The organism is Gracilibacillus orientalis (assembly GCF_900114645.1).
GTDB lineage: Bacteria > Bacillota > Bacilli > Bacillales > Amphibacillaceae > Gracilibacillus > Gracilibacillus orientalis.
Map to the genome: position 1 here is coordinate 121,410 of NZ_FOTR01000002.1, position 24,957 is coordinate 146,366.

Sequence of the window (24,957 nt, forward strand, 5' to 3'; positions counted from 1 at the left end):
TTCTTACAAAAATAACCCGCCCAATAAGGACAGGTTCAGGTTTCTTTATGCTTGATTAGTTTCTCTTTAGTAAACGTAATAAATTGTTTATTAATTTGTGATAGATAGGTATCCTTTTTCCAAATAAAAGCGAGATTCCAGGAAATAGTCGGATTTATGATTGGAATTCTTTTAATATGCTTTGTGAATGATTGACTTGTACTGTCTGGTAAAAGAGTGACACCTAAATTCGTTGCTACCATTTCTTCCAAAAAATCGATTTGCGATGTTTCAGAAACAATCTTCGGTTCAAATCCAGATTGCTTACATGCTTGGATGATAATATTTCTTGATTCAAAATCCTGATTAAACATAATAAAAGATTCATCTTTTAAATCTTGTATTTGTATTTGTTTTTTATTTTCATTAGCTAATGAATGCTGATTAGACACAACAAGATTTAAATTATCTTCCACAAATGTATAATAATCTGCTGATAGATGATTGTTCAGCACCACCACACCACAGTCCAATTCCCCATCCAAAACCTTTTCTTCAATTACTTTTGATCCGTTTTCTTCTAAATGAAAGGTGACTCCTGGATACTGTAGATGAAAATCAGCTATTAATTGAGAAAAAAAGAAGGAATTAACAACAGTCGGTAGACCAATACGTATATGGCCAGTTTTTAAGGTGCGTATCTGATCGATTTCCTGCTCCAATTCCGTTATTTGAGCTGCTATTTTTGATGCATGCTTATGTAGTACTTTCCCTGCATCTGTGAGCGTGATTTTCTTTCTTGATCGATGAAATAGAGCAACACCCAAATCACCTTCTAATGTTTTAACAATTCGACTAAGTGCCGGCTGGGTAATATATAAATTTTCTGCTGCTTGGGTGAAATTTTCTGTTTTACTCACTTCTAAAAAATATTGTAGATGCTTGATATCCAAGCCGGATCCTCCTCTGATCTTTTTAATTAGATAGTATCATATCTTGTAATGTAATGTGTGGAATTCTAATACTTTCCCATTCACACAAAAAAGGACTACCCTAAGGTAGCCCTTTTTCCTCTTAATTCTCAAACCAATTATTTTCAATGGTTTGCTTATACCAGTAAAAGCTATCTTTCTTCGTACGTTCTAATGTACGGTAGTTGACATGTACGATACCGAAACGCATCGTATAACCTTCTGCCCACTCGAAGTTATCCATTAACGACCATGTAATATATCCTTTAATATTAACACCTGATTCGATTGCGCGACTCAGTGCTGTTAAATGCTGCTCAAGATAATTAATACGGCCTGAATCTTTTACACGTCCATTTTCTGGTTCATCATTATAACAAGAACCATTTTCCGTAATATAAATGGGAATATCACCGTAGCTATCTTTGATACGCGTCAATACTTGATAGAATCCTTCAGGGAAGATTGGCCAGCCGATATCTGTCCGGTCATAATTCATTTCAACCATCTCCCAATCCAGTAATCCTTCATTCTCTTTATAACGGCCAATGTGTCCAGTGTAATAGTTAATACCGAGGAAATCTACTGGTTGATTAATAGTTTCCATATCTCCATCCTGAATATCTAATTCCACACCCTTTTTCTTGAACCAATCTACCATAAAATCTGGATATGTTCCTTTAAATACCGGATCCATGAACCATTCGATATACCAGCCGATTTCACGATTACATGCATCAATGTCTTCTTGTCGATTACTATAAGGCTCTAGCCATGTCGTATTCGGAGCAAAACCAATTTCTCCATCCACTGCAAGCTCACGAAATTTTTGTACTGTTTTACCATGAGTAACAAGTAAATGATGTGAAATTTGCGTTGCTAATTGAAGGTCTTGGTTACCTGGTGCATGAACACCAATATAGTTTGATAAAAAGGAGATACACCATGGTTCGTTTAATGTTAACCATTTTTTGATTTTTCCCGAAAACTCTTTGAACATTAATTCCGCATAATCTACAAATGCATCAATTGTTTCTCTGTTATGCCAACCACCTTTATCTTGCAACGCTTGTGGTAAATCCCAGTGATACAAGGTACACATTGGTTCAATACCGTTTTCTAATAATTTATCAACTAATCGGTGATAATAGTCTAATCCTTCTTGGTTGACTTCTCCTGTACCATTAGGGAAAATACGTGTCCATGATACGGAAAAACGATATACATCAATGCCAAGGTCTTTCATCAATTCTACATCTTCTTCATAACGGTGATAACTATCACACGCAACATCCCCGTTATCCCCATTTACGACATTTCCAGGTGTTTTCGAAAACGTATCCCAAATCGAAACGCCTCGACCACCTTCATTGGCAGCACCTTCGATTTGATAAGATGCTGTAGCAGTTCCCCATTTCATATCTTTCGGAAATTGAATAATTGCCATTGCTAAACCCCTCCAAATATCTATAATCTCGTTAAAAATTGTTGAAATGCTTTATCTGCATGATGTGGCAAATGCTCATGCCCATACTCATGGTATAGTGTCATCTGTTTTTCAGAACGAATTTTGTTATATGCTGCAAACTGTGTAGATGGCGGGCAAATGTGATCTCTCATTGCTGTTACCCATTCTACCGATGCCTGAATCCGATCTGTTAAATGTTGAATATCAATATATCCTAATTTCGCAAAAATTTCTTGATGCCTCTGATGTGTCGGATCAAAGCACCGGAAAAAATAGGCGATTTCTTCGTAAGCACTATTTTGGATATCCATATTCCATGCTCTTTCATAATCTGATAGAAACGGATAAACTGCATATAAATGTGTGACTGTTGGCTCTAGTGCTGCACAAGCAGTGGCTAATGCCCCTCCTTGTGATTGTCCATAAACACCGATACGGTTTTCGTCAACATCTTCTAGCGATTGTAAGATTCTAACGGTTTGTACGGTATCAAGAAATACTTGCCGATAATACAGAAGATCAGGATTATCATCTAACCCTCTAATAATATGCCCTTTTAATGTTGGACCTTTTGTTTGGAGTGAATCTTCTGATAAACCACCCTGTCCCCGGCAATCTAATGCCATAACCGTGATTCCTTGAGCTGCAAAAGCAAGTTTATCAAGCCAGTCGCCACTATCCACTGAGTAACCGTGAAAAATAGCGATTGCTTGACCAGTTGGATTTTTAGGCTTAACCAATTTAGCGTGAACCCGTGCTCCACCAACCCCTGTAAAATATAAATGATAGCAGTTTGCAAAATGAGGCGTGATATCCGCTTCCTCTAAGTCGTATGCTAATGAATAATGTTCTAATTCTTCTAAAGCTCGTTTCCAATAATCATCAAAATCATCAGGTTTCGGATTGGTGCCATAATAGTTTTCTAACTTCTTGAGCGGCATATCTACGTGCATATGTGTGTCCCCCCCTTTTTCTAACCGAGAATTTCCCCGACCTCTTGGATTTCCTCATCTGTAACTGTTTTCATATTTTTAATCTTTCGAATACCTATTAACGATAGAGAAACCGGTTTCCTTTTTGACAAATAAGTAATGGTCAAATAAATGGCTTCTATTGTCTGCTCTTACTTTTTATTGCTGCACTTTAGCAATTCGATCAGGTTAAATTTATAAGGCGTTTTTTTACCAACATTACTTTATAAACCCAAAGATATCGCCGGCAGTATCAAACCACAACCATTTCTTGATTTGTTATGTATAACCCAATCGTCCGTCTGATTTTAGGGATACCGATTTCATTATATCATATAAGTAAGTTAATTATTATATAATTAGCTAAATATTGCAATCGTTTTTTTAAGACTTTTGAATATTTCTAGTTATTTTAGATTAAAAATAATATAAAAACTCCCCCTTTGGAGTACATTTGTATGTTTTGTACTCCAAAGCTGAACTACTTATCCCTTATCGGTCACGTTATTCTACCGCTTCTATCCATGTCTTTGCCATCAGTGTGTTTCCTGCACTGTTCATATGAACACCGTCTGTTGTTAGTGGATATCCACTGTTTTTTTCTAAATAACGGACGAAAGCCTCGTGTGTAGGTACTAATACTGCCTTGTATTCATTAGCTAGACTTTGAACTACCTCTACATATTTCTTAAGAAGTTGATTTCCTTTTGCATTTTCATCCTCTTCAATAACTGTTGGTTCCATTAATACTAATTGACATGATTTTACCTGCTCTAACAAATGGCGATAGGTTGCCTCAAACGCTTCCGGTGAAACCTGTTCTATTTCAGGCTGATCTAATTGACGCCAAACATCATTTATACCAATTGATACTGAAACAACGTCAGGCGCCAGATCGATAACATCTTGTTCCCAACGTTCTTTCAAATTGATAATTCGGTCACCACCAACACCCCGATTAAAAATTTCATGTTTTTTCTCAGGTGCTATTACACGTAAATAATCATGAAGAAGTCGTACATAACCTGTTCCTATTCCTTCTTGATCCTCGTACCTTCCCCATTCTGTTATACTGTCGCCGATAAAAACAATGCGCTTTCCTATATCCATCGCAATTCTCCTTATGGTTTACTAATGAGAGTTTTTTCTTTATTGTACCATTGTCTGACAATCTGCTCCGCTTTTTTACCGTAGATATCAAAATCGAGATCTTTTTTGGCCTCTTCTATAGGATACAATTCAGTTTTCCAATCCCACCAGAAGAAGCCCGCGAACCACGGTTTATCCCAAAATACTTGAAACACAGACTCATAAAAATTTGCCTGTTCATCCTCATTAAAAGGTAAATGTGTATGTTCAAAGTCCCAAGGCATGGTGGCACAACCTATTGCACTTCGACAGCCAATTTCCATGAAAATGATCTGTTTGTTGTATTGTTGAGAAAGCTTTTCTAACTTAATACTTATTTGTTCCCACTTTTTCACCATATTTTCTACCGAATCACCTGGCGCTTTTGCTACTGGATAATAAGCACTTGTACCGATAAAATCAACTGCGTCAAACCATTCCACACCTTCTTCTTTACCGTGATTCGCATTATAAATGATAGGTCCTTGATATAGGCGACGGACCTGTTCGATGACAAGTCGCCATCTATCCACTTGAAATTCAGTATTAATCATTTCACATCCAATACAGAACATTTCACATTCAAGCTCGTCTGCTAATTCAGCATAGTGTAATAAGAAATTAGTATAGGACTCGAACCATTTTTCCCAGTCATTCTCTGCTTCCACAGGAAAACCAATGCGTGCTCTCCATATCCCGTCACGACAATTCACAACAGGTTTTAAACAAACTTTTAACCCTAATGATTTGGCCTGTTTAACAGCAAAAATAATGTCACGATCTGTCATGGTGTGCCCATAATCAAAATGAATATCTGTTGAGTGATAGGTATCTTGTAAGGCGAAAAACGACAAGGCGATCCATTCACTTCCTGTATCTTTTAATTTTTTTAATGAATCAACCGCTGCTTCTGTTTGATAAGCCCCTCTTTCCGTATTCCAGCCATAAGTCATACCTTTTACGAAAATTTCCTGCATGTTACTCATCCTCAATGTGTAATATGATAAACACTTCTTATATTTAATGTTTTTTCTAAATCAGCCTTTGTAAGAGACTGTGTTAGGTTGTTTTTATCTATTGTTACTATCTTTGGCTCATTCGCTGATAAATCAAAGAAATTGTCTGATAACACGACGTCTTGTTCTAATTGAAGTTCCACGTATTTTGTGTAGGAAGTCGCGCTTACGCTTATTAAGAATTGTTCGTCACTTTCAGCGACTGTGACACGCAATTGTGGATTCAAAAATTCAAAATGTTTTGTTTTGGCAAAAATAACCGTCGTACTGCTATAGACTTGCCCATCGATATAGAGAGTCGCTTCTAAATACGTTTGGTACTTCGTTTCATTATTAATTAGATCTGCAAAATCTAAATACTGGCAGGATTTCGCTGACAAAGCATCTACATCGATATCCAATCGATCTTCCCGAATGATGTTAGACTGGTTATCACGCAATTTCCATTCAATCCGGCCATTAATTGCTTCTAAATGATCATTAGTAACATATATGGAGGCATCTTTTTCTCCCTCTTCTATAGATAAAAGGATAGGATCATAGAATTTTTTGGTGTAATAGTGTAGTGCCTTCCAACGACCGTAATAGTCCAAACTTGACCACGAAGCTACCGGCCAGCAATCATTTAATTGCCAGTAAAGTGATCCCATACATCTGCCTAAATTCCGTCTCCAATGCTCAACACCATATTTAATCGCTTCCGCTTGTAACAGCTGTGAAGTATAAAGTAGTGCATCAAAGTTTTTCGGATAAAGGAAGTTCTCAGAGAGATAGTAAAGGATCATACCATTGGCATCATCATTTTTTTGGTGTTTCTCCATTACCCGCGAAAAAATATTGCGATCTTCCGGTTTAGTAAAACTTTCAATGGTCTTCATCGATGGGAATGACTGAAAACCAAATTCAGAACAAAAACGGAAATAATAGTTACGATAGTCGGTAAATGGTTTTTGACCGTGCCATACTTCCCAATAATGAACATCTCCAATATTAGGATCACGTGGTGCATCAAAGCCCCCACCTGATGATGGTGATGAAGACCAATAAAATGTCTGCGGATCATATTCGGCAACAATTTCAGGTAATATAATTTCGAACAATTTAATATAATCTCGGCGCCAATCAGCCTTCTTTGGCCATCCCCAATGCTCCATCGCTTCCTCTACTTCATTATTTCCGCACCAGATACCAAGACTAGCATGATAACGAATCCGTTTAATTTGATCGATTGCTTCTTGACGTACATTTTGTTCAAACTGATCTGTTAAACGATAGACACTGCACGCATACATAAAATCTTGCCAAACCACAATACCGTATTGATCACACAAATCATAAAAGTAATCTTCCGGGTAGTGTCCACCACCCCAGACACGAATCATATTAAAATGGGCGGCAACGGAATCTTGAATAAGGCGCTCCGTTCGCTCTTTTGACGTTCTTGGTAACAGGTTATCTTCAGGAATATAGTTAGCACCTTTCATAAAGATCGGATAACCATTAACAATAAATTCGAATGATTTTCCCCACTCATCCGCTTCATGCTTCACTTCAATAGTTCTTAGTCCGATTCTTTTAATCAGACTATCGATTTGTTCTCCATCTTTCTTGAGTAAAACTTCCACCGTATAAAGAGACTGTTCTCCATATCCGGCAGGCCACCATCGTTGCGGATTTTCAATCTCAAATAAAACCTGTTCTGTTTGTTGTTGATGAACAATCTCATGACTGACAGTATGGCCATCCGGATCTTTCAACAATATCGTTGTTTCATTTTTGTCAACTTCATTTTCTACTGTTACATCCACCATTACCTGTACTTGATTGCTCTCATGAATTTGGCGGATATGAATATCTTCTAATCGATTGTCATTCCACGCTTTCAATTCAACATCACGCCATAAACCTAAATCAGGGATTTTCGGACCCCAATCCCAGCCATACATACTGTGTGCTTTACGTACATGCTGATAACCATCAACTGCATGATGAACGCCAGCTAACCGATCATTTGCTTGTTTTTCCTCAATGTATTTTAGTGGAGAGAATAACATTACCTGAATCACATTTTCTCCTTCTACTAAAAATGGTTTCACGTTCCATTCGTAGATACGGTGCATATTTTCTGTTGTCGCTAACCTATGACCATTTAATGAAATCTCCGAAATGGTATCAATACCATGGAAAGTAATTGTGATCTCTTCATGTGTCAGTAATGTCTGATCGACTTCAAATGTTTTATAGAAAAGATAATCTTTTTTTGCAACTTCTAATGCCTGATCTTCATTATCCCGGTAAAATGGGTCATCTATTTCTTTCGCATCTAATAAAGCATTCATCACAGACGCAGGCAATTTGACATCAAATTCTTTTTTTGTCTGTAAATCTTTCATTGTCCAACTGTCGTTAAAATTAACCTTTAGCATAATACACCCCATCCTAGTTAGAATCTTATATAGGAGAAGCCGTACTATCTGTTAACAGACAGAACGACTTCCCTTGTTTCACCTTGATTGATAGAAATCTTTTATCACCTTTTCCGCAGTTTTTCCAAATACGGCATAATCAGAGTCTTGATCTGCTTTAGATTCTGGATATAGGATTGCTTTCCAATCCCAAAGTCCAAAGCCTCTTACCCATTCACGCTTTGCTGTTTTTTCAAACATATCCTGATAGAATGCTTTTTGTTCCTCTTGATTAATAGCTCCATCGAGTCCCCAGTCATTTGGAATCTGTGCAGAACCTGTTCTGCTCGGACAACCAGCTTCCGCAAAGAAAAATGCTTTATTAAAAGGTTTGATAATCTTTTCAATTCTATCTAATTGATTATCCCAGTCCCCTAAGGGGTAATAGCCACTGGAAGAAATAACGTCTACTTCATCCCACCAAGCTACATTCGCTTCCTGGTATTTATCCGTGTTATACGTGAGTAAACCAGTATATACTTCACGGACATCTTTCACTAACTTACGCCATTCTTTGTCACGACGTTCTGTTTGCACCATTTCGCAGCCAACAATAAACATTTCAGCCTCTGTTTCTTCTGCTATTTTGGCATAGTGTAATTGATAATCTGTATAACTTTTAAACCAATCTTTCCATTTCGGTTCACATGGTACGTCAATATCAAAGAAATTGATATGTGCGCGCCAAATCCCATCAGCAGGGTTGACAGTAGGTTTGATCATCACCTTTAAATCTAAGCTTCGCGCATAAGCAATCATTTCTTTTAATTCGTCATCCGTTACCATATGTTCTCCTTGATAGCTAACATCTGTAGAAAAAGCTGTTTCTTGTGTCGCAGCTAAAGCAAAAATAACATAATTACTTGCTGTTCTTTCTTTCATTAATTGTAAAGATTCTTTTGCTTCTGGTTTGGTGAAATCTCCACGCTTAGCTCCCCAGCCAAACGTGAATCCCTTAATATACTCCATAATTACCTCCGTTATTTTACTGATCCTGATGTTAAGCCATTATAAATATGTTTTTGCAAGGAAATAAATCCAATAAACGTTGGAATAATGGCAAGCATGATCCCAGCACAGATAACTTCCCATTCTGATCCATAAGGCCCTTGGAATTTAAACAGTGCTGTTGAAATAACATGCAACTCGGTTTTCGGCATGTATAAGAATGGTGTATAGAAATCGTTATAAACGAAAATACCTCTTACAATGATTACCGTAACTATTGCTGGTTTTAATAATGGTAAAATAATTTTCGTATAAATCGTAAAATACGATGCACCATCCAACATGGCTGATTCGTCCAATGAAACCGAGATCGAGTTCATAAATTGCAGAAAAATATAGATGGCGATTATATCCGTACCTAAGTAAAGCACAATCGCCGCCCACATCGTATTAAATAAACCAAGTGAATTTACGATTTGGAAGGTTGCTACTTGTGTTGTTACCCCAGGTATTAACGTTGCAAGTAAGAATGCACCCAAAATTAATTTACTGCCTCTAAACTTGAAACGATTCAAAACAAAGGCAACCATAGAACCAATTAATGTCGTCCCAATGATGGAAATAACCAATATAATGATGGTATTTTTAAAACCGTTTAACATGTTCCCTTCCACAAAGGCACGTTTAAAGTTATCAAAATTAGTCCAGTCACTCGGAGGGGTTAGTGGACCTGTTGTTGTATATTCTGTACCTGTCTTAAAAGAGGCAAAAAATACAACTAGAATGGGCAAAAGAGCAACCATTACTCCTAAAATTAATGATCCATACTTTAAAATGCTTCCTGCTGCATATTTCGTTTTCATTTTAATCCTCCTCCGAAAAGAATCGTTTTTGTAGGACCGTAACAATAATAACGATAAACAAGAGAATAACTGCCATCGCTGATGCTAGACCAATCTTTCCATATTTAAATGCTGTGTCTACTGTTTGAATAACAAATGTCGCACTTCCATTTGCCCCACCAGTCATGATATATGGAATTTCAAAAGCACTTAACGCACCACTAATGGCTAACACGAGATTTAAAGAAATAATGATACGGATACTCGGCATAATAATATAAAGGAATTGTTGCCAACGGTTCGCACCATCAATTTCAGCAGCTTCATAGATTTCCCCAGAAATAGATGAGATTGCACCTAAGAAAATAATGAAGTTAAAGCCCATGTATCGCCAAATCGATGTACCAGCTAAGGAAATGTTGATAATATCCGGATTACCGAGCCAATGCATCGTAAAATCACCAAGACCAATCATTTGCATCACTGTGTCCAATGCACCATCTGGTCGGAAGAAAAATAAAAACATAAAACCGATTGCTACCCCATTAAGTAGATAGGGAAAGAAAATAACACCTTTAAAAAAGTTTTTGTATCGAACTTTAAAGCTTAAAATCGTTGCAAAGTATAATGCAATTCCCATTTGTAGGAATGTTGCAAAGAAATAGTACAAACTGACCCCAAATACTCGGAAGTACTCTGGATCGGTAAATATAGTAATATAATTTTCCAAGCCTACAAATTCTTTTTCACTGTAGCCGTTCCAGTCTGTAAAACTATACCAAAACATATTAGCAACAGGTAAAAAGGAGAATGTAGCAAGTAATGTAAGTGGCACAATTAAAAAGGCTACAATAATAATGATTCGTTGTGTTCGATATGAAAATTTGGAAAACATTTGATTGTCGCACCTCCTGGTAAAAACTAAATGAAACTGGAAGAGATCTACTTCCAATATTTCATTTAATTTTCACTTTTCTCTCTATCAATCTATTATTCATAAAGAAACTTCCTACTTTATGGCAATAAAAATAGATTCAGTGTGAAAAGGAACACTATTCACCACTATTGGATGAATAGTGTACACTTCACATTATTCTTCGTTTGCTACTTTTTCGTAAGCAGCAGACCAATCTTCATTCCATTTGTTCATTAAATCATCGAATGAATCGTCACGGTTACCGATTGCTGCTTCGATTAGAATTTGTTTTCGCGGCTCTAACCAAAGACCAACTTCAGATTCTTTGTCAATTTCATCTAACAAGCCTTTTTTACCCTCTGGAGAAGGTGTCAACATTGAGAATTCCCAGCCTTGTTCTTCACCAGCTTCCAATGCTTCTGGTAATGGAACATCTTTAGATGCACTAATACCACCAGCTTGTTCGACAGAGTATCCTGATTCGTGAATAAACCAGTCAACCCAAGCAAAAGCCGCTTCTTTGTTCTCACTATGCTTATTGATAGAAATATTTAAGTCAGCACCTAATGAGAAGATAGTTGATTCTGCTTCTGTTGGATACGGCATAATCGCAATATTATCCGCATTTTCACCAGCACCTTGAACTTGTTCAAGAGCCCAAGAACCTAATACCATTGTTGCAATTTCACCATTATTCATTCTAACTTTAGATGATTCCCAATCTGTTGTTAGCGGATCTTCTTCAATCAAACCTTGTTCTGCAAGGTCATACATTAATTTATAATGTTCATAGTGTGGATCCCCCTCATCAAATGGAGTAGGATCATCCAGCATGTCCACATTGTAGTAATCAACACTTCCAGCAGTTGTCGTTACTGCACCTTCCCATTGCGTTAACGGCCAACCATCTGCATAATTTGTATAAAGTGGAACAGCATCTGTATTGTCTTTAATCTTTTGCATGGCATCCATGAACTCTTCTGTAGTAGTTGGAATGCCTTCCACACCAGCTTCTTCAAATACTGCTTTGTTATAAATAATACCTGTGTAGGTTACGGCAATTGGAATACCATAAACAGTGTTATCAACCGCACGTTCTTCTACACCTAGGTAGTTCTCTTTCATTTCATCTAATTTACCCATTGGCTCAAAGAAATTGGGGATATCTTCAATTGGTACTTCTATTGGTAAGTATTGTACATCACCATAGTCTTGAGTGTTCATACGTGGCATGATTTCTCCACCGTAATCTGTTAGTGCTTCAAACTCGACATTCACATTTGGATATTTCTCATTAAACTGTTCTTTATAATCTTGATAGACAGAATCTACAATATCCGTTCTGTGTGTGATGATAGTAAGGTCACCTTCAATTTCTTCTGGATCTTTCTCTTTCCAATTTTCATAAAGCGGTGCATCTGAACTTGTGTCCTCACTATTGTCATTGCTAGTATCTTCACTATCTGATGAGCATCCTGCAATGATACCTAAAACAATTAACATACTTGCAAAAAACACTAATAACTTTTTACTCATGTTTTTTGACCCCTTCCCTTTCCTTTTATTAAGTTAACGTTAAGTTAACAATAACTTAATGATAACTTGAAAACGTTTGCTAGTCAATACTATTTCTTAAAATTTTTATAAGTGTTTTATACTTTATACTCAACTTAAAACACTATAAAGTTCATAAAAATCCTTGAAAAATCCTAGTTTCTATATAATAATAGACAAAATAACTTAATTTATCGTTAAAGTTATTAAGTAATCACTAATTACTTGTAAACGTTTTAATAAATGTCTTCAAATCCTGATTGACTTATTTTTATTCTAAATATTGATGAGTGGTTAGATACGCTCTGGCATTTTACATAGCACGGTCTCAGCCTCTCAGACAAGTGCTGGTCTACTTATCTCGCCTCTGCTGCTAGTAGTGATGCCTGATTATTGAAAGGTAAAGCTTATGAAATTAATAGATTTGTAGTATTTCTTCGATTAAACGACAAATCTTTGCTTATTCTTGATAGATTTGTCAGTTATCTCCGTTTTTATGACAAATCTTTGCTCACTCTTGATAGATTTGCCAGTTATCTCCGTTTTTATGACAAATCTTTGCTCACTCTTGATAGATTTGTCAGTTATCTCCGTTTTTATGACAAATCTTTGCTCACTCTTGATAGATTTGTCAGTTATCTCTGTTTTTACTCTTTGATTCATTATTTTCACGGTTATATTCTTTTGATTATTAGAAAGCTGGAATTAGCGGAGGATTCTACCGAAGCGAAATGCTTAAGTCTCACCTCGAAGAGAATACCCAAATAAGCGAATTTTGCCCATGAAAAAATCCCTTGAGAAATAGTCTCAAGGGATTTTTTCACTCTATTATTTTTTTAAAAACGGGGGCGAAAATTTGATAAAACTGGTGGTGATCCCACAGCCATATATACAAGGAGCGAGTGCAATAAAAGCAACTAAATTCCAGGTAAATAAAAAGTATAATATAGCCATAATAAATAATATATATAAAGATCTTAATGGATACTTTATCGAAGAAACGAAAGCTAACGCAAACAGATTTCTCCATTCTTTTATACCATTAGTAAGGTAATACAATACAAAAGTATAATTAATAACAAACAAAAGCATAAAATAAATAATAACAATGACCAAAGCTAGACTAAACGAATGGTCAGATCGGTTGGCAAAAAATAAGACAGTGTAACTTAAAATAACAAACATCACACTTACAAACGAAGCAAAGTGATACGACTGATATCCTTGGTAATTTTCCCTAAATAATACACTGATATCCTCTTGGTTTTCTTTGATTAAATATTGTTCGCTCGTTTTCAACAATGATGCTGTTGCCGGTATAAAACTGTAAATAATTATCCCTTTTAGAAGGTACAACCAATAATAAAAACTGATTAAAAAAAGCTTATAACAAAACTGAAATACTTTTTGAATGGAATCACCCTTTTCTTTCATTTCAACAGAAAAAACAAGCACAACCGTCCGGCCCTTATTCGCACTAAGTAAAAACAGCGAAAGCGACCTTTGCTTGAGTAAGAACGCAAATCCATATAAGAATAGCTTCGCAGTTTTTGTATTATGCAAACAACATTTTTTATATTTTCTGTCTTTTCTAAATAAAACCAAGGTAATCTCACCTTGGCTTTGTTTATTTTATCACGGCGCTAACCGACCGTAATGGAAATCTCACTTTACTGCTTTTACTGAGTCGCGATAGATAATCTTACCCTTTACTGCCACTCTACCAAATTTCGCTTCCGGGTTATCCATTTTATCGCAAATAAATTTAACCGTGTTTTTTGCCATTTCCTCAATATCTACTTCTACCGTTGTCAGATGAGGCGGGGTCAGTGTGGCATAGATATCATTATCAAATCCGACCACAGAGCAATCCTCTGGCACTCTATATCCTTCTGTATTTAACCTTTCTATAAGTAAATGTGCTACTTGGTCACAGTTACAAACGAAAGCAGTTGGCATATGTTCAGGTAAATCCATTTCAATAAAGGCCCCTCGCTCATCTCGATCACTTATTACATATTCTTGCTTTAAATGAATTTTATGTTCTAATAATGATTTATAGTATCCCAAAAAACGATCCTGAATACTACTTGTAGAAAATAAATTGCCGACATATGCAATTTCTTTGTGCCCCTGTTGAATTAATGAATTCGTTATTTCATAAGCACCGTAAAAGTTATCCGTAATTACTGCATCTACATTATCATTCTCATCATAAAAATCGAGGAAAACTAAAGGCATTTCCACACTCTGCATTAACTCAATATATTCTTTGCTCGGTTGTCCAAGCATAATAAAACCATCCACTCTTCGTTCATGATAAATGCGCGGTAGCTTTAGTTGATCTTCGTCTTCGTTTGGTAAAATATGAATAATTCCGTAGTAACCACGTTCTTCTAAAATCTGTGCAATCGCTTGATATACTTTTAAATAAAAGGATTGTGTCATTCCAGTAAATCGTTCAGGAATGATAACACAAACATTGTATGACTTGCCATCTTTCATTGATTTTGCCATCGTATTATAGCGATATCCCATTGTATCCGCTAATTCTTTTATTTTTTCTTTTAATTCTTCACTGACGCCCTCTTTGTCGTTGAGCGCTTTAGAAACAGTGACACTGCTAACATTTAACTTTTCCGCAATATCTTTCATCGTGACATTTGACTTCAATTTGTTCACCCCATACTGTAACTTCCCAATTATATCTATCATAACATTTCCGAATAAACATTACTTAATATTTAACTTAATTCTTGTTTATTTTACCCTAAACTACATTACTCTGTTTTTTCAAGCGATTGAAAGGGGTGAACAATGATGTCACCCTTTTAGCAATTCTTCATTCTTTTCGATTAAATCTTTGCGTTGTTGTGCATTTTCTAATGAACGATACGTATCTTCTGGCGTATTAAACGTGTAATCTACTAACTGATCTATCGTTGTTTTCGCTACATGAATTCTCGTATCACTTGATGCATAATAAACAAAAACTTCTTCGTGTTCATTAACGACTACACCATTACAGAAAATAACGTTAGACACATCACCTGTACGTTCTCCATCATACGGTGCAATAAAATGACCACCTGGTAAAGCAAGTAGTTTCGTAGGGTCTTCTAAACTTGTTGCGAATGTATAGAGAACATAACGTAAACCAGCAGCTGTATTACGGACACCATGCGCAATGTGAATCCAACCTTTATCTGTCTTAATTGGCGCAGGTCCTTGGCCGTTTTTCACTTCATAAATCGTATGATATTTCTTGCCGTGTATAACTTGTTCATCCTCAATAATCGGATTCGTAATATCCTTTGTTAATCCGAACGCAATTCCTCCACCAGAACCAGTCGAAATAAATCCGTCCTGAGGTCGAGTATAAAAGGCATACTGTCCATCAACAAATTCAGGATGTAATACTACATTACGTTGTTGTGGTGATGGTGTCTTAATATTCGGTAAACGTTCCCAGTTTTTGAGATTAGTAGTCCGAACCAACCCTGCTTGTGCCACCGCACTCGATGTATCAAATTCATCTGCATGTGGGTCTTTACTCTCTGAACAATAAATTCCGTAGATCCAACCATCTTCATGCTTCACTAAACGCATATCATATATATTTGTTTCGTCTGGATCAATATCTTCCCATACAAGTGGAGTATCAATAAATTTGAATTGATCCACACCATTATCACTAACTGCTAAAGCAAAAATCGATTTACGATCCAATCCTTCCAAACGAACCACCATGTAATACTTTCCTTCATGATAGATTGCACCAGGATTAAACGTTGCATTCACACCTAAGCGCTCCATAAAGAAAGGATTCGTTTCCTTATTCAAATCAAAACGCCAATAAAGTGGCACATGATGCCTTGTTAATACTGGATACTGATATTTCGTATAAACACCATTATAAAATAATGTGTTTTCCGGATTTTTACGATTAATTAATTTTTCTTGTTCTTCTAATAGCTGATAGTACTTTTCATGGATCATTGTTTATTCATCCTTTCGATAAATTCTAAACAAAATCTACTATTATGATAAGAGGTCTTCCACGGTTCCCCAATTGTTCTTTCGGTTGGGTTGCCATTAGGCTCGATTGACCAATACCATTCTCCGTTTTCACGTTTGTCCACGATATGTTCCTTAATATAATTCCAAAGATTTTCGATTAACCGTTTAAAAATTGGGTCTTGTGTATGTTGAAAAGCATTTAAATAGCCGACCATCGCTTCTGCTTGGACCCACCAAATTCTAGTTTTGTCATATTGGTCATCAACCTGTTCATTGATTAAAGAACCATCTTCCTGCATCGCATATCCTGCGATATTATAAGCGATATCCAGCACCATTTGATCAAGTTTTTCGTCTTCTAACCCAATTACTTTAATTGTTTCATCCATTAGCCAGCTTGCTTCAATATCATGACCGAAAGATTTCATATCAACTAATGAGTTCCACTGCTTATCGAAAAACACTCCTAAGAATTTCGTATCTTTATTATAAATCCTCTCATAATGCACTTCTAACAAATCTATTAATCGTTGTTTTAATTCATCAGTTGGGTTTGCTTTGTATAAATTGGTATACGCTTCTAACACGTGAATATGTGTGTTCATCGTGATTTCTGCAACTACCCCATTTTCACTTAACATTTCGTTTGATATTGGATTCCAAGATTGATCAAACTCTTCGCAATAAGCACGGTTTTCTTCATCGTAGCCTTTCTCTTCATTTAATTGATATATTTCATTTGCTAATTGTAATGCTTCCTCTGATTTAGTTACTCGATAATATTCACTTAATGCATAAATCGCAAATGATTGGGCATACACGTGTTTTCTCGTATCTCTCGGTTGCCCTTGATAATTTACTATCCAATAGATTCCTAGATGTTTATGATCGTATAGTTTATCGCGAAGAAATTGGTAAAGATGATGTGCATGTTCTAAGTATTCTTCTTTTCCTGTAACCCGATATGCTGCTGAAAAAGTCCAGAGGAATCTAGCAGTTGCAATCCCTCCTTTATCAGCTCGCTTATGAATATTTAGATTGTAATCAACTTCTCCGTAAAAACCACCATGTTGCTCATCCTTCAACTTCATCCAAAACGGGAGGATTTTTTGCTCTAGATGTTGTTGGATTTCTTCTGTAAGCTTTATCATAAATGGCACCTCCTAAGTATGTTTATCGATAACTTAATAAATTAATGATAATTAACTTATTATAACTTGTCAATTACTTGATCTGTTATTTCAACATTATATTTATTAGAATACCCCTCCTTTGCTATAAAAGGAGGGGTTTGTGAATTTAGTTTACTTATTTACTCCACAATTCTACTTTTTCTTGGATTAATTTCGTGTATTCTTCTTCTGCTTTTTCAATATTTGCATTTTCAAGTGACGTCATAAATTCATCCCAAACTGCATCAAATTGATTTGGATTCTCTAATATTGCTTTTGGAACAAGTTGTTTAGTAATATCTAAAGCTCTTTGATTGTGTGTTTGTAATTCCGAATTAGCTGGAATGGAAATATTGTATGCTGCTCCCCATGGCTTCACAGGGAATTCATCAGCTAAAGGAAAGAGATCTTGCCACAATTCCACACCATATGCTTCGAGTACTTCTTTTTCAATATTTGTTTGATTCGCGATGGCTAATTCACGTGTATTTGTTGTAAAAGGCTGACCTGATGAATCTAACACTCCATCACCATACCGTGGAGCAAATCTAGCAAAGTTATAGCCAATACCAGTTTTCTTTAGATAGTCTTGATCAGAGTTACGTTTTTCCCATTCTTCTTCAGGAATTACACGTTTTCCATCAACGATTTCATGATGCTCACCTTCAATACCCCAGTTCAGCATTATTTGCGTTTCTTCAGATGCTAAATAATCTAGAAATTTAATTGCTCGCACCGGATCCTCACAATCTTCCGTAATACTAATGCCCCAACCGACCTGAAGACCATTGCTTTGGTACGTATGATTTTTGTACTCTTCATTTAAAGTAACTGGATATACTCCGTACATTCTTTCTTCCATACCATTTTCTCGCAAGGCTTCTTGAGCATTATACATTAAATAATCTGGACCAATTGTCGCTAAAACTCTCCCTGAAGAAAGCTTTGAATCAAATTGATCACTTTTTTGCACAAACATTTCGGAATCAACTAGACCTTCCGCATTCATCTCATTCCACCATTGAAACACCTCTTTTTCTGCAGGACGACGATAATGCAAAGTAGCTTCATAAGTTTCTGGGTCTACATAATATTCTCCGTCATCACTTGCGCCAGTCATCATAAATCCCGAATTCAAAAAAGATGATTGAATTCTCCAACTATCGGTATTCATCGTTAAACCAATTGTTGGTTGACCATCAAATTCCGGATATAATTCTTTATATTCTTTTATTACATTTTTTAAATCGTCTAATGTTTTGATTTCTGGATATTCTAGTTCTTTCACTACTGCATGCTGTATCCATGCACCGTACCCGGGCGTCATCGCTTGATCATCTACCGGAGAGGTTGTTAAAACATAAATGGATGGATCATCTTCACTCCATTTCAAGCGATTAATTCCATCTTCTCCTAACATCTCTTTAATATTTGGAGCATGCTCTTCAATTAATGGCGCTAGATCTACCAAAGCTTCTGCATCAACTAATTGCCCTGCTCCTTTTGATACAATCAAATCAGGATAATCTCCACTTGCAGTCATTAGAGGAATCTTGGTTTCTCCACCTTCAATATCAAATTCAGCGTCTAATGTTACTCCAGTATCTTCCTTGATTTTGCGACCTACTGGGGTGTCCATATCCTCTACCCAGTCAGGATTGGTGTCGGAATCAAAAACTGTCAATGTAACAGAATCTGATTCATCGGAAGAACTTCCGTTTGCTTCTGTGCTCTCTTCATTTGTTTGATTATCTTCAGATGATCCGCTTTCCTCAGAGTTTTGACATGCTACAAGCCATAATAGTAATAACAAAATAAAAATCAATTGCAAGCTTTTCTCCCATACCCTCACTTTTATTCCTCCCATTCTATTTATTCCTTATTGTATAAACAGGTATCATGACCTGAAAACACCTTTATCATTGTTTCACCGCTCCAAGTGTCATCCCTTGAATAAAATAGCGCTGTACAAATGGATAAACCATTATAATCGGTACCACTGTTACCATCGTAATCGCCATTTTTATCGATTGCGGTGACACTCTGTTCACTTGTTGTTCATCATTTGGACGCATTAAATTAGCATCCTGACTGCCTCCCATGGCAGTATTATCCAATATTTTCATCAACTCATATTGCAACGTCGTTAAACTATCATTCATACTGTTATATAAATAAGTATCAAACCATGAATTCCATTGTCCAACCGCTACAAATAAAGCGATGGTAGCTAACACTGGTTTGCAAAGGGGTAAAATAATACGATAGAAAATCACAAAATCATTTGCTCCGTCCATTTTTGCCGACTCTTGTAGGGAAAAGGGTAATCCATCAATAAATGAACGAATAATAATAATATTGAATGCGCTTACTAATCCAGGTAATATATAAACCCAAAATGAGTTGATTAATCCTAAATCTCTTATTAACATATATCCCGGAATTAATCCTCCAGAGAAATACATCGTAAGAACAATCACTACCGAAACAAACCTTCTTCCTTGAAAATCGGTTCTGCTTAACGTAAAAGCAACCATAGCCTGAATAAATACGCCTAGTATCGTTCCAAGAACCGTCCTTAATACTGAATTCACAAAGCCCGTTACGAGGTTGTCATATTTTAAAATTTCCAAATAATTATTTAATGTGAATTCTCTCGGCCAAATATAGATACCACCTCTAACCGTGTCAGTAGAATCGTTTAAGGAGATAGCTAAAACATTCAAAAATGGATATAAAGTGATGACAATAACAATACTTAAAAAAAGATAATTCACGACGTCAAAAATTTTTTCTCTAACAGTTGTTTGATAAAGATCTGATGGATTCGCCAATAGACTCCCCTCCTACATAACACTTTGATTTGAATATCTTTTAAATATGCCATTCGCTAGCAATAATAAGAATATACTGACGACAGAATTAAAAATTCCAATTGCTGTTCCATACGAAAATTGCCCCAAACCAATTCCATAATTAAGCGCATATAATTCCAACACTTCTGCGTATTCCATCACAAGAGAATTACTTAATAACATTTGTTTTTCAAAGCCAATCTGGATTAAATGACCGATATTTAAAATTAACACGACTAAGATAGTAGGTCGGATACCTGGTAGTGTAATATGCCAAATCTGCCTAAACCTACTAGCACCATCGACTTTAGCGGCTTCATAAAGCTGTGGATCTAATCCTGCTATAGCCGCCAAGAAAATGATTGCGTTCCACCCCATCTCTTTCCATATATCAGAGATGGTAACAATTGACCAAAACCATTTGCCTTCAGCCATAAATTGATAAGGCTGATCTAATATTCCCATTCCCACTAACAGATCATTGATGATTCCTCCATCCGTAGAAAGCATTTTTGTAACAATACCAGCTACAACCACCCACGAAACAAAGTGTGGTAAATAAGTGATCGTCTGCGTTACTCTTTTAAATAAAGAATGTCGCACTTCGTTAAGTAAAATAGCAAATACAATCGGAATAGTAAATCCAAATAATAGCCCCAGAAAACTCATGGCAAGCGTATTTCGTAGCGCTAAGAAAAATCGCTCATCTTGGAATAATTGTATGAAATGATAAAAGCCAACCCATTCCTGTTGCCAAAATGGATTTCCAGGTATATAATTCTGAAAAGCCATTGTCCAACCCCACACAGGTAAGTAATTAAACACGAAAACCCAAGCAACAAATGGTAATGACATGGCATAAAGCATTTTTTGACTTTTAAAAGTTTTCCATAACAGACTAGACTTTTTTAGTTTTCTTACTTGCTTTTTTTCAGCTACATCCATATGCCCTCCTCCTTTGTTAAGCTAATGTTAACTTAATGAATAACTTTATAAAACCCTACAAATTAATAATCATTTCATATAAAAAATAAAGAAAACGCCTCAAAACAGGAAACGCTTTCTTTATGTAATGGAACAGCTTACTGAAAATAATTATTTTCGAAAATTAACAAACAGCTTATGAATCTTCCTGCCCCATTCTTTTCTTATTTTTACGGTATTCAGATGGGGACATTCCTTCATATTTTTTAAACTTACTATGAAAATAATCAGGAGTTGTATATCCTACCATTTTTGCTACTTCATATACTTTAGACCCCTTTAATAATAAACGTTTACTATTTTTAATTCTTACTTTATCTAAATAGGTTTTAAAATACTCTCCTGTTGTTTCTTTAAATATTTTCCCTAAATAGACTTTGTGATAATGTAATAGTTCTGCCATAGTGTCTAATTTAATATTCTTATCATAATTTTTATTGATGAAATGAATCATTCGTTTCACTATTAGACCTGATGTATCAGCATCAATCACAGAGGATAATGCTTTTAAATGTTCGAATACAATGGACGTGAGCTGTTTGATGGTATGACTTTGCTGAATGCTTACAATATCAGTAAGCTTGATAGTTATTCTATCTTGAACTTCAGGATGTTGAGCTGTTAATTTGTTATTAATATAGGTTAATAACATTGTGATTTGCTGTTTTATTTCCGTTTCTGTATAGGCTGTTTTAGCCAATAGGACTATAACTTCCATCATAAGTTGCTTGAATGTATTGCAATCACTAATCTCTACTGCATACAATAACTTCTCTTTATAATCGGATAGCTGTTCTACTGATTTATCGATGCTACGCTCTTTAATCATCGGAGTATATGGCGTTATCAGGTACTCTTCCTCATAGAAAAAGCTTTCATGTAAATAGGATTCTGCCTGCTGATAACAATTAGCCATACTTTCAATTTGTTCAACACGGTTTGATACAGCACCAATAAAAGCAAGGTTTTTCTCTTTTAAACTGTGATATACAGAATAGTATACTTTTTCCGTATTACTTCCCGCATGGCTTTCCTTTACCCATATCCCTGCATAACCGTTTCTTATAAATACGATACCTTCTTCTTTAGATACATATTGTTTAATAGATGCAACTATATCCGCTAAATCTAGTTGTTTTTTATCAAAGAACCTTATTAATAGCATGGCATAGTAGTTCCATTTCATTTCCTCTTGGAAAAAATTTCTGACTTCTTTTGATATTTTTTGCTGGATAATCAAATCTATATAACGTTGAAACTGATCATGCTTGTTGTTTATATTATCCTTTCTTTCCACTGCTAATTCTGTATGCATCTTTTTTAAGTAATTGATTAGTTCTTCCTCTTCCAACGGCTTTAATAAATAACCTTCTACATTATATTGTATTGCCTGTTTCGCATACTGAAATTCAGCATATCCGCTAATTATGAGAAACTTAACCGCTTTATCATGCTCCCGAATCACTTGTATGGTCTCAATGCCAGACCTTTTCGGCATTTTGATGTCTATAATGATCAAATCTGGCTGATGCTGTTCATATTTTTCGATTGCTATATAACCGTCAGACGCTGTATCTACTACTTCAAAACCTAATCTCTTCCAATCTACTAGAGTGATAATTCCTTGTCGTGTACGTCTTTCATCATCTACTATGATTACCTTCCACAATTTTATCTCCTCCTAATATGATCGAAAAAGATATACTTGTTCCAACACCTTCTTTACTTGTAATCATTAAACCACTACTTTCTCCGTATAATAATTTTAATCTTTGATGGACATTACGAAGCCCTATTCGAACACCAGGTTGCTCCTCTCGCTTATCTAATACTTGATAAATGTTTGTAATTTTCTCCTTACTCATCCCTATTCCATTATCGCTTACCGTTATGATTAGCTGATTTCCCATCACCTTTGAAGAGATAATCACTTTTCCACCCATTCTGTTTTGTTCTAATCCATGAATAACACTGTTTTCCACTAAAGGTTGGATAATTAATGGTGGTATTAATAGTTTTATGGTAGCGGGATCAATATCAAATGAATAATCCAATCTCTCTTCATAGCGAAATTTTTGGATATCTAAATACCATTGTATGACTTCTATTTCTCGCTCTAATTCTATGCTTCCCGTACCAACTTCAATATTATTCCGCATTAATTTTCCTAATAGTTTTACTACATTTGCTATTTCTTTTTCACCTTTATAGTGAGCTTCCATTCGAATCGATTCTAAACAATTAAATAAAAAATGAGGATTAATTTGAGAGGCCATCATTTTGAATTTAATTTCATTTTGCTTCCGTTCCAACAAAGACTTCTGATGATTGCTATGTTCCACCGTACGTATTAGCATTTTGGTATTTTGCACCATTTGATCGAGATTGTTGGCTAATTTGCCGATTTCATCATTTCCGTCTATGACAATACGTGTATTGAAATCTCCTTTAGAAACTCTATCAATTTGACCACCTAACATGATTAATCGACTGGAGAATAATTTAGATACAATATATATTAGAATAACAGCAATACAGACTGTTATAGATACTAAAACAGTCCCCATTCGGCCAAATTGATGTGCATTTTTGACAATCTTATCATCTTCAATCACAGAAATAATTGACAATGGATTGTCCGTCTCTTGTAGAGGTATAGGTTGGACAAATATCCTTCTATTTTGCTCTGCTTCCTGATCATGGAAAATACCTGTTTCACCTGCTAGTACATGTTCTTCTTGAATAAAATGGTTTAACTTATGTCCTATTTGTTCCGTGCTATTTGATGCTATAATATTATGTTGATCATCAACTAGCATCGTTAAAGAAGATTCCTGTGACAAAATAGTTGTTAGCGTTTTCATGTCCAGGTTAATTACAAGCATGCCGTTGGTTTGATAGGAGGGAAAATCGATTCTACGAACCAAACTAAGGTATTCGTTATCTTTTTTTGTTTCATCTTTGATATATAGCCACTGGATTACGCCTGGGTTCTGCATTGCAAGCTTGTACCAATCTTTCTCTAGTATATTTGAATCTACCGGGATAATCTCCCAATTATTGATAAGAGTAGGATTATCCATATAAAAACGGATATTAGAAATTTCCGACTTGTATATTTTCTGGTACTCTTCGAAGGTGTTATATTGCCAATAATCTGAAATAACTTGATAGGTTGTTTCATAATTATTGTTGACGATGTCCTCAAGACGATAATCCATCATAATATTATTAGAGATATAAATAGGTACTTTTAATACTTCCAACGACCGCTCCTTTACCCTTTCCATATTAACTTCAGCTTGTTCCTCGGCTTCATCAATCGCTTGATTTTTTAATTCATTTGTTAAATAGCCTCCAACGATAACAACAGGAATAAAAACAACTAATACAAATGTGATAAATAATTTATTCCTTACATTTATATTGTTCACAAAACCCTTGATACGTTTAAGAATAATAACCTCCCCCAACTATAAAACTAATCGATAAAGTAAGTCACTATACATTCATTATATATTATAAAAACTAATAACATACTACATTTTTTCCATTAAATAGCGATTTCAAATCCTCATGCAATTTCCTATTTTTTAAAACATAAAGCCGGTAAAAGCATTTAATCTCTTTTACCGGCTAGATTAAACTTCAGATCTTGCGAACGTTCT

Annotated in this window: 19 protein-coding genes; all 19 read right to left on the minus strand. The window is 35.5% G+C overall.

Going from position 1 to position 24,957, the window contains the following annotated elements:
* Positions 1–35 precede the first annotated feature (35 nt).
* Positions 36–932: a LysR family transcriptional regulator gene (locus BM121_RS04045; RefSeq protein ID WP_091481499.1), complete on the minus strand. Its 897-nt coding sequence runs from the start codon at positions 930–932 to the stop codon at positions 36–38.
* Positions 933–1,053: 121 nt separating this feature from the next.
* Positions 1,054–2,397, minus strand: a complete 1,344-nt coding sequence (locus BM121_RS04050; protein WP_091481502.1) for a GH1 family beta-glucosidase — start codon at positions 2,395–2,397, stop codon at positions 1,054–1,056.
* A gap of 20 nt (positions 2,398–2,417) precedes the next feature.
* Positions 2,418–3,371, minus strand: coding sequence for an acetylxylan esterase (locus BM121_RS04055; RefSeq protein WP_091481505.1), 954 nt, complete (start codon positions 3,369–3,371; stop codon positions 2,418–2,420).
* 522 nt (positions 3,372–3,893) lie between these two features.
* A complete protein-coding gene (locus tag BM121_RS04060) occupies positions 3,894–4,499 on the minus strand; it encodes an SGNH/GDSL hydrolase family protein (protein ID WP_091481508.1) in 606 nt (201 codons plus the stop codon).
* Positions 4,500–4,510: 11 nt separating this feature from the next.
* Positions 4,511–5,494: a glycoside hydrolase family 113 gene (locus BM121_RS04065; protein ID WP_175495317.1), complete on the minus strand. Its 984-nt coding sequence runs from the start codon at positions 5,492–5,494 to the stop codon at positions 4,511–4,513.
* 11 nt (positions 5,495–5,505) lie between these two features.
* A complete protein-coding gene (locus BM121_RS04070) occupies positions 5,506–7,959 on the minus strand; it encodes a beta-mannosidase (RefSeq protein ID WP_091481510.1) in 2,454 nt (817 codons plus the stop codon).
* A 78-nt stretch (positions 7,960–8,037) separates the two neighbouring features.
* Positions 8,038–8,967, minus strand: coding sequence for a glycoside hydrolase family 113 (locus tag BM121_RS04075; RefSeq protein WP_091481513.1), 930 nt, complete (start codon positions 8,965–8,967; stop codon positions 8,038–8,040).
* An 11-nt stretch (positions 8,968–8,978) separates the two neighbouring features.
* Positions 8,979–9,809: a carbohydrate ABC transporter permease gene (locus BM121_RS04080; protein WP_091481515.1), complete on the minus strand. Its 831-nt coding sequence runs from the start codon at positions 9,807–9,809 to the stop codon at positions 8,979–8,981.
* A gap of 1 nt (position 9,810) precedes the next feature.
* Positions 9,811–10,683 (minus strand): carbohydrate ABC transporter permease, encoded by an 873-nt coding sequence (locus BM121_RS04085; protein WP_091481518.1) that lies wholly within the window; start codon positions 10,681–10,683, stop codon positions 9,811–9,813.
* A 195-nt stretch (positions 10,684–10,878) separates the two neighbouring features.
* Positions 10,879–12,240: an ABC transporter substrate-binding protein gene (locus tag BM121_RS04090; protein ID WP_091481520.1), complete on the minus strand. Its 1,362-nt coding sequence runs from the start codon at positions 12,238–12,240 to the stop codon at positions 10,879–10,881.
* Positions 12,241–13,086: 846 nt separating this feature from the next.
* A complete protein-coding gene (locus BM121_RS04100; RefSeq protein WP_091481526.1) occupies positions 13,087–13,863 on the minus strand; it encodes a DUF624 domain-containing protein in 777 nt (258 codons plus the stop codon).
* A 60-nt stretch (positions 13,864–13,923) separates the two neighbouring features.
* Positions 13,924–14,931 (minus strand): substrate-binding domain-containing protein, encoded by a 1,008-nt coding sequence (locus BM121_RS04105; RefSeq protein WP_091481529.1) that lies wholly within the window; start codon positions 14,929–14,931, stop codon positions 13,924–13,926.
* 150 nt (positions 14,932–15,081) lie between these two features.
* Positions 15,082–16,257, minus strand: coding sequence for a glycoside hydrolase family 130 protein (locus BM121_RS04110; protein WP_091481532.1), 1,176 nt, complete (start codon positions 16,255–16,257; stop codon positions 15,082–15,084).
* Positions 16,254–17,429 carry an AGE family epimerase/isomerase gene (locus tag BM121_RS04115; RefSeq protein WP_091481534.1) on the minus strand — a complete coding sequence of 392 codons (1,176 nt, stop codon included), beginning with the start codon at positions 17,427–17,429 and terminating at the stop codon, positions 16,254–16,256. The genes BM121_RS04110 and BM121_RS04115 overlap by 4 nt, the downstream gene beginning before the upstream one ends.
* 157 nt (positions 17,430–17,586) lie before the next feature.
* Positions 17,587–19,302, minus strand: a complete 1,716-nt coding sequence (locus tag BM121_RS04120) for an ABC transporter substrate-binding protein (protein WP_245780731.1) — start codon at positions 19,300–19,302, stop codon at positions 17,587–17,589.
* A 67-nt stretch (positions 19,303–19,369) separates the two neighbouring features.
* The gene (locus tag BM121_RS04125) at positions 19,370–20,284 is read right to left on the minus strand and encodes a carbohydrate ABC transporter permease (protein WP_091481540.1); all 915 of its coding nucleotides are present in this window, start codon (positions 20,282–20,284) and stop codon (positions 19,370–19,372) included.
* A 12-nt stretch (positions 20,285–20,296) separates the two neighbouring features.
* Positions 20,297–21,250, minus strand: coding sequence for an ABC transporter permease (locus tag BM121_RS04130; protein WP_091481542.1), 954 nt, complete (start codon positions 21,248–21,250; stop codon positions 20,297–20,299).
* A gap of 175 nt (positions 21,251–21,425) precedes the next feature.
* Complete coding sequence (locus BM121_RS04135) at positions 21,426–22,958, minus strand: response regulator transcription factor (protein ID WP_091481544.1); 1,533 nt, start codon at positions 22,956–22,958, stop codon at positions 21,426–21,428.
* Positions 22,933–24,723, minus strand: a complete 1,791-nt coding sequence (locus BM121_RS04140; protein WP_175495318.1) for a cache domain-containing sensor histidine kinase — start codon at positions 24,721–24,723, stop codon at positions 22,933–22,935. Before BM121_RS04140 ends, BM121_RS04135 begins: the two co-directional genes overlap by 26 nt.
* Positions 24,724–24,957 lie beyond the last annotated feature (234 nt).

Coding starts and splice junctions, on each gene's coding strand:
- BM121_RS04050 (WP_091481502.1), bottom strand. CDS start 2,397: ATGGCAATTATTCAATTTCCGAAAGATATGAAATGGGGAACTGCTACA.
- BM121_RS04055 (WP_091481505.1), bottom strand. CDS start 3,371: ATGCACGTAGATATGCCGCTCAAGAAGTTAGAAAACTATTATGGCACC.
- BM121_RS04060 (WP_091481508.1), bottom strand. CDS start 4,499: ATGGATATAGGAAAGCGCATTGTTTTTATCGGCGACAGTATAACAGAA.
- BM121_RS04065 (WP_175495317.1), bottom strand. CDS start 5,494: ATGCAGGAAATTTTCGTAAAAGGTATGACTTATGGCTGGAATACGGAA.
- BM121_RS04070 (WP_091481510.1), bottom strand. CDS start 7,959: ATGCTAAAGGTTAATTTTAACGACAGTTGGACAATGAAAGATTTACAG.
- BM121_RS04075 (WP_091481513.1), bottom strand. CDS start 8,967: ATGGAGTATATTAAGGGATTCACGTTTGGCTGGGGAGCTAAGCGTGGA.
- BM121_RS04080 (WP_091481515.1), bottom strand. CDS start 9,809: ATGAAAACGAAATATGCAGCAGGAAGCATTTTAAAGTATGGATCATTA.
- BM121_RS04085 (WP_091481518.1), bottom strand. CDS start 10,683: ATGTTTTCCAAATTTTCATATCGAACACAACGAATCATTATTATTGTA.
- BM121_RS04090 (WP_091481520.1), bottom strand. CDS start 12,240: ATGAGTAAAAAGTTATTAGTGTTTTTTGCAAGTATGTTAATTGTTTTA.
- BM121_RS04110 (WP_091481532.1), bottom strand. CDS start 16,257: ATGATCCATGAAAAGTACTATCAGCTATTAGAAGAACAAGAAAAATTA.
- BM121_RS04115 (WP_091481534.1), bottom strand. CDS start 17,429: ATGATAAAGCTTACAGAAGAAATCCAACAACATCTAGAGCAAAAAATC.
- BM121_RS04130 (WP_091481542.1), bottom strand. CDS start 21,250: ATGGATGTAGCTGAAAAAAAGCAAGTAAGAAAACTAAAAAAGTCTAGT.